The 6,271-nt window shown below is 41.3% G+C and carries 6 protein-coding genes; all 6 read left to right on the forward strand.

Annotated features, from left to right (window positions below; translation table 11 throughout):
- On the forward strand, positions 1 to 592 hold a 592-nt coding region (locus tag B2Y23_RS01905), incomplete at its 5' end, for a helicase-related protein (RefSeq protein ID WP_291368694.1).
- A 118-nt stretch (positions 593 to 710) separates the two neighbouring features.
- Complete coding sequence (locus B2Y23_RS01910) at positions 711 to 1,298, forward strand: lipocalin family protein (RefSeq protein WP_291354671.1); 588 nt, start codon at positions 711 to 713, stop codon at positions 1,296 to 1,298.
- A 150-nt stretch (positions 1,299 to 1,448) separates the two neighbouring features.
- Positions 1,449 to 2,363 carry an EamA family transporter RarD gene (gene rarD, locus B2Y23_RS01915; protein WP_291354670.1) on the forward strand — a complete coding sequence of 305 codons (915 nt, stop codon included), beginning with the start codon at positions 1,449 to 1,451 and terminating at the stop codon, positions 2,361 to 2,363.
- 282 nt (positions 2,364 to 2,645) lie between these two features.
- Positions 2,646 to 4,103: a glyceraldehyde-3-phosphate dehydrogenase gene (locus tag B2Y23_RS01920; RefSeq protein WP_291354669.1), complete on the forward strand. Its 1,458-nt coding sequence runs from the start codon at positions 2,646 to 2,648 to the stop codon at positions 4,101 to 4,103.
- Between the two features lie 183 nt (positions 4,104 to 4,286).
- Positions 4,287 to 4,661, forward strand: coding sequence for a winged helix-turn-helix transcriptional regulator (locus B2Y23_RS01925; RefSeq protein ID WP_291354668.1), 375 nt, complete (start codon positions 4,287 to 4,289; stop codon positions 4,659 to 4,661).
- A gap of 277 nt (positions 4,662 to 4,938) precedes the next feature.
- Entirely contained in the window at positions 4,939 to 6,153 is a 1,215-nt protein-coding gene (cgtA, locus tag B2Y23_RS01930; RefSeq protein WP_291354667.1) for an Obg family GTPase CgtA, read from the forward strand.
- The last annotated feature ends 118 nt before the right edge of the window (positions 6,154 to 6,271 follow it).

Consider the following 6,271-nt stretch of genomic DNA (forward strand, 5'->3'; position numbering starts at 1 on the left):
GCACTCGGATATTGATACGGTAGAACGTACCAAGATTATTCATGAGCTGCGTAGTGGTGTGCATGATGTACTGGTCGGTATTAACCTGCTGCGGGAAGGTCTGGATATGCCGGAAGTTTCCCTGGTGGCAATTTTAGATGCCGATAAAGAAGGCTTTTTGCGTTCGGAGCGTTCATTGATTCAGACCATTGGTCGTGCTGCACGTAACGTGAAAGGTAAGGCAATCTTGTATGCAGACCGGATTACCGATTCAATGCAGAAAGCCATTGATGAAACCGAGCGACGCCGGGCCAAACAGATCGAATTTAATGAACTGCATGGGATTACCCCGCGCAGCACCAAGCGTCAGAACAGTCAGGATATTGATACTGGCGAAATCCTGAACGATGATGAGATTGACGAGAAAATCTCGAATCAGGCGCGTGCCTTAAGTGCGGATGAACGCCATATCCTGGCAGACCCTAAATTACTGGCCAAGCATTTGTCCAAACTGGAAAAAGAAATGCTGAAAGCCTCGAAAGAATTGCAGTTTGAACAGGCCGCCCGACTGCGTGATGAAATTGTTCGTTTGAAAGCGCAAATGTTAAGCTAGGGTGGTGATTTTCTTTGCAAAATCATTACATAACGCTACAGTATGATTTGGTTGGAGTCGTTATTTTTAAATGTGCAAGCATTTTAAGAATTTAAAATTTTGACTGAAAGGTACTTTTATGACAAGCAATAATCTTCCAAAAGCAAGTTATAAACTGGCGAAAATTGCCGTGGGTGGAGCAGTATTGCTCGGTCTGGGTATGGCGACGATGGCATATGCGCAAACCAAGCCATTACAAACAGTGGAAAAGGTTGAGCTGGATAAATATCTAGGTGTCTGGTATGAAGTTGCTCGTAAACCTTTATACTTTCAGAATAAGTGCGATCGTGATGTCACTGCGACTTATACCCTGAATGAAAATGGCAATGTGGGCGTCGATAACCGCTGCTATACCAAAGACGGCAAGCTTACTCAATCAGTTGGTGAGGCATTTATTCAAAATGCGCCTTTTAATACGAAATTGAAAGTAAGTTTCTTCCCTGAGGCGATCCGGTGGTTACCTTTCGGCCGTGGTGATTATTGGGTGCTTAAACTTGATGAAAACTATCAGACCGTATTGGTAGGTGAACCACGCCGTAAATATATGTGGGTATTGTCGCGTTCACCGCAACCTGACCAGGCAGTGGTCAATGAATATTTAGAGTATGCGAAGTCAGTCGGCTATGACTTGGGTGATGTCATTCATACCAAGCAGACGATCAAATAATAAACTCAATATTTTGACAAAAGTTAAAACCATGCTTAGGCATGGTTTTTTATTTGCTAATATAGCGTTCCTTTAAAAAAAAGATGAATGATCCAGTATTTTGGATGGTTTTCTGCGGTCATGAAATAAATAATTTCCTTGAGGTAAAAGATGTATAAAGGCTTGGCTTTGTCAGTATTGGCATCTATTACTTTTGGGGCATTGTATTTTTATAGCCAGTTCCTGAAACCCTTGGACAGTGAACAAACTTTCGCTTGGCGCATGCTGACGACCTTGCCTTTTCTAACTTTGTTTATGTATTGGTCTGGTGATTTACAACATGTTTCCCAAATTTTTAAGCGTATTGTTAAACAGCCTCTGTTTCTGACTTGGCTGATTTTTAGTTCCATTCTGTGTACCACACAGCTGTGGCTGTTTTTGTGGGGACCGATTAACGGTCGCGGCTTGCAGGTTTCACTGGGTTATTTCTTGTTGCCTTTGGTGATGGTGCTGGTCGGTTGTGTACTTTACAAAGAAAAACTGTCGAGATGGCAACTGGCCGCTGTGATATTGGCAATTTTAGGTGTGTCGCATGAAATCTGGCGTATAGGCAGTATCGCTTGGGAAACCGTATATGTCGCTTTGGCTTATCCCTTATATTTCTTTTTACGCCGTGCCTTTAAAACTGATCATCTGGGCGGTTTCTGGTGGGATTTATGTCTTATTTTACCGGTCGCTTTTTATTTGGGCTTCATACATAGCGATAGTCTGAGTTTAATGGCTTACTTCCCTCATTTAATTTGGGTCGTGATTGGTCTGGGTTTTTTAAGTGCACTGGGGCTGGGTAGTTATATTTTGGCTAGCCGATATTTACCATTTGTCATTTTTGGATTACTCAGTTATCTGGAACCCGTGCTTTTGGCCTTTGCCTCTATTGTGCTGGGTGAGCGGGTTGAAGCAGGGGAATGGCTGACTTATATTCCGATCTGGATTGCCGTTTTATTGTTGGTGATTGAAGGTACACTTCATCTGGTTAAGCAAAAACGTAAACAGCTTGCGCTGAATCAGAATATCGAAAATTATTAGGATAGAATTAAATAAGCCGCCCTGCACTTATTGGGTGAAAATTTTCTTTGTTTGATAAAGCAACATTTAACAAAAAAGTATAGTTTGTCTTTAGAGGAAAGTTTTTAATCTTTAATAGTAAAATCATAAAAATAGTTACAACTATTTTGTAAATTTATACTGAATATAGCGTAAAAAGCACATTGAATATTCAGCTTTTGATTCAAACTTGCTGATAATTCCTTTACAATTGTCGGGTTTGAAATTTATGCCTAGATATACAATTAATTAGAGGACGTAGCTGTGAGCAAAGACACTATCATCGCCCTACATGCAGATCACCAAGGTCGCTGGAAAAACCGTGAAGAAATCGCGGAACGTATGATTGCCCTGATTGGTCAATTATATCGTGAAAAAAATATCGTGACTTCTGTATACGGTCGTTCTTTAGTTAACCGTTCAGTAATCCAGATTTTAAAAGCTCATCGCCGTACACGTGTAATGGACGTTGAACTTTCAGTTGTCAACACTTTCCCGATTTTAGAAGCTTTAGCTAAAATTGATAATATTGGTTCAGCAGAAATTGATCTAGGTAAACTTGCTGTTGAATTCAAAGAAAAAGGTGGAGATGTTGACGCTTTTGTTGCGGATGCAGTGAAATCTTTAGTAGGTAATGCGAAGGCTGTAGAAGGCAAAGACGTTGTTCTTTACGGTTTTGGTCGTATCGGTCGTATTCTTGCTCGTTTAATCATTGGCCAATCAGGTTTGGGTCGTGGTTTAAGCCTTAAAGCAATCGTAGTTCGTAAATCTTCTGATGGTGATTTGGAAAAACGTGCTTCATTATTACGTCGTGACTCAATTCACGGTCCGTTCCAGGGCACAATTTCTGTAGATGAAGAAAACGAAGCCATTATTGCAAATGGTCAGTTCATTAAAGTGATCTATGCATCTAGCCCATCTGAAGTGGATTACACTGCTTTTGGCATCAATAACGCTTTAGTAATTGATAACACAGGTAAATGGCGTGATGCTGAAGGTCTTGCTGAACATTTGAAATGCCCAGGCGTTGCTCGTGTAGTATTGACTGCTCCAAGCAAAGGCGAAATGAAAAATGTGGTATTTGGCGTAAACCATACTGACATTTTAGATGAAGACAAAATCATTTCTGCTGCAAGTTGCACCACCAATGCAATTACACCAGTATTAAAAGTGTTAGATGACAAATACAAAGTGCTGAATGGCCACGTTGAAACTGTTCACTCTTTCACAAATGACCAAAACTTGATCGACAACTACCACAAGGCAGATCGCCGTGGTCGTGCTGCGACTTTGAACATGGTAATTACTGAAACTGGTGCTGCGAAAGCAGTTGCGAAAGCACTTCCTGCACTTAAAGGCAAGTTGACTGGTAACTCTGTACGTGTTCCGACTCCAAACGTATCACTTGCTATTCTTAACTTAACACTTGAGAAAGAAGTAGATCGTGAAGAAGTGAATGAATACATTCGTCAAATCTCAATCAACTCAAACCTTCAAGGTCAAATCGGTTATACAAATTCTACTGAAGTTGTGTCGAGTGACTTTATTGGTTCACGTACTGCCGGTGTATTTGATGCGCAAGCAACAATCACCTCAGGTACTCGTTTAACAGCGTATGTTTGGTACGATAACGAAGTGGGTTATAGCTGCCAGGTATTACGTATCGCTGAACAAATGTGTGGCGTAAGCTATCCAAAAGTTCCTGCTGAAACAAATGCATAATTTGTAAAGTAGTAAAAAGAGTCTCATTTGAGGCTCTTTTTTATGTCTGATGATAATTAAAAAAGATATTTATTTCATTCAATATAAGTGAGTAATAGGCTTGCTGCTAAAATATTATTCTGATAACTTACAAAGAGTAAGCGCATTAAAATTAGTAAGTAATAAAAATATTGAGAGAGCTTTATGACAAATTATGCGATCAGCCCTGTGTTGGGGCAGGTCTTATCCACTGAATGTCCATCACGTGAAATATTAGAACATCTTGCGAATAAATGGTCAGTCTTGATCCTGCGTTGTCTTAGTGAGGGCGTGCATCGCTTTTACGAGCTCAAACAACGTATACAGGGGGTCAGTGAAAAGATGTTATCTCAAACCTTAAAAATGCTGGAACAAGATGGTTTTATTTTAAGAACAGTTTATCCGGTCGTACCGCCGAAAGTGGAATATCAGTTGACGATTACCGGTTCACAGGCAGCTGAAAAAATCATGTGTCTGATTGGCTGGATTGAAAAAAGTTTGCCTGAGATTTTGGGTCATCAACAAAGCGTGGCAAAATAAGTTAAACAGAGTCTTGGTTAGCAGAACGAAGATAAAATGGGTGGGTTGAGTATTTTACTTAAATGATCTCTCAATAAGTTTTATAAGTTTTTATGAATAGCTGCCTGTTAATTTTATAACAGCAGAAGGATCCTGGATTTTATCAATAGACTAAATTCTTCTTAGCCAAAAATAACACGCTAAATGAAATTTATAGTGTTGCTGAATAATACTATTCGAGAAATTCTTTAAAATATGGCAGAATATGGGGTTTTAAAGTTTTTAGAGGATTGGCAGCATGCGCTTTGTTGATGAAGCAGTCATTACCGTAGAGGCTGGCGACGGTGGCAATGGCGTAGCCAGTTTTCGCCGTGAAAAGTTCGTACCCTTTGGTGGTCCAGATGGTGGTGATGGTGGTCGTGGCGGCAGCATTTATATTCAAGCCGACGATAATACCAGCACCCTAGTAGATTATCGTTATACACGTAGATTCCGTGCAGAACGTGCAAAAAATGGTCGCGGTGCAAACTGTGCAGGCCGTGGCGGTGAAGATACCGTATTATTGGTTCCAGTCGGAACAACCATCGTAGATACTGAGTCTGGTGATATTATCGGTGACTTGGTTTCTAATGGTCAGCGTGTAATGGTGGCAGCAGGTGGTGAAGGCGGTTTGGGGAATACTCACTTCAAATCTTCGACTAACCGTTCACCGCGTAAATGTACCCACGGCGCCAAAGGTGAATACCGTGAAGTGCGTTTAGAACTTAAAGTATTGGCGGATGTTGGCTTGTTAGGTATGCCTAACGCAGGTAAATCTACCTTTATTCGTGCAGTTTCTGCCGCAAAACCGAAAGTTGCAGATTATCCGTTTACCACCATGGTGCCTAACCTGGGTGTGGTGGATGCTGATAGCCATCGTTCATTCGTCATGGCTGATATTCCTGGACTGATTGAAGGTGCATCTGAAGGTGCGGGTTTAGGTATCCGTTTCCTGAAACATTTGGCACGTACCCGTATTTTGTTACACATTGTCGATGTACAACCGATTGACGGTTCAGATCCGGTACACAATGCCAAAGCAATTTTGAATGAGTTGAAAAAATTCTCCCCAACACTTTCTAAATTGCCAGTGGTATTGGTACTGAACAAGGTCGACCAGCTGGACGAAGATACGCGTGAAGAATGGTGTAAGCATCTTCTTGAAGAAATGCAGTGGAATGGTCCGGTATTCAAAACTTCAGGTCTTATGTCTGAAGGGACTAAAGAAGTTGTGTATTACCTGATGGATGAAATCGAGAAACAACGTGAACTCGAAGCGGAAGATCCAGAATACGCAGCACAAGTAAAAGCATTCCGTGACCAGCTTGAAGCTGAAACACGTGAACAAACCATCGCAGCGAAAGAAGCGTATCGCGAGATGCGTCGTCAGCAACGTCTTGCCGGTATTTTGGGTGATGACGATGATGATGAAGACGGTGATGATGGCGAAATGGAAGTGTACTACGTACGTTAAGCTCTGCAATATGAGTAACTGAGGACAAGATGATAGAAGTGGTAGATGGGCAACGTCAGCTCAAGGCTTGTAAACGAATCGTTGTTAAAATCGGATCATCTTTACTCACAGCAAACGG

This window comes from Acinetobacter sp. UBA5934, assembly GCF_002430855.1.
Classification (GTDB): Bacteria; Pseudomonadota; Gammaproteobacteria; order Pseudomonadales; family Moraxellaceae; genus Acinetobacter.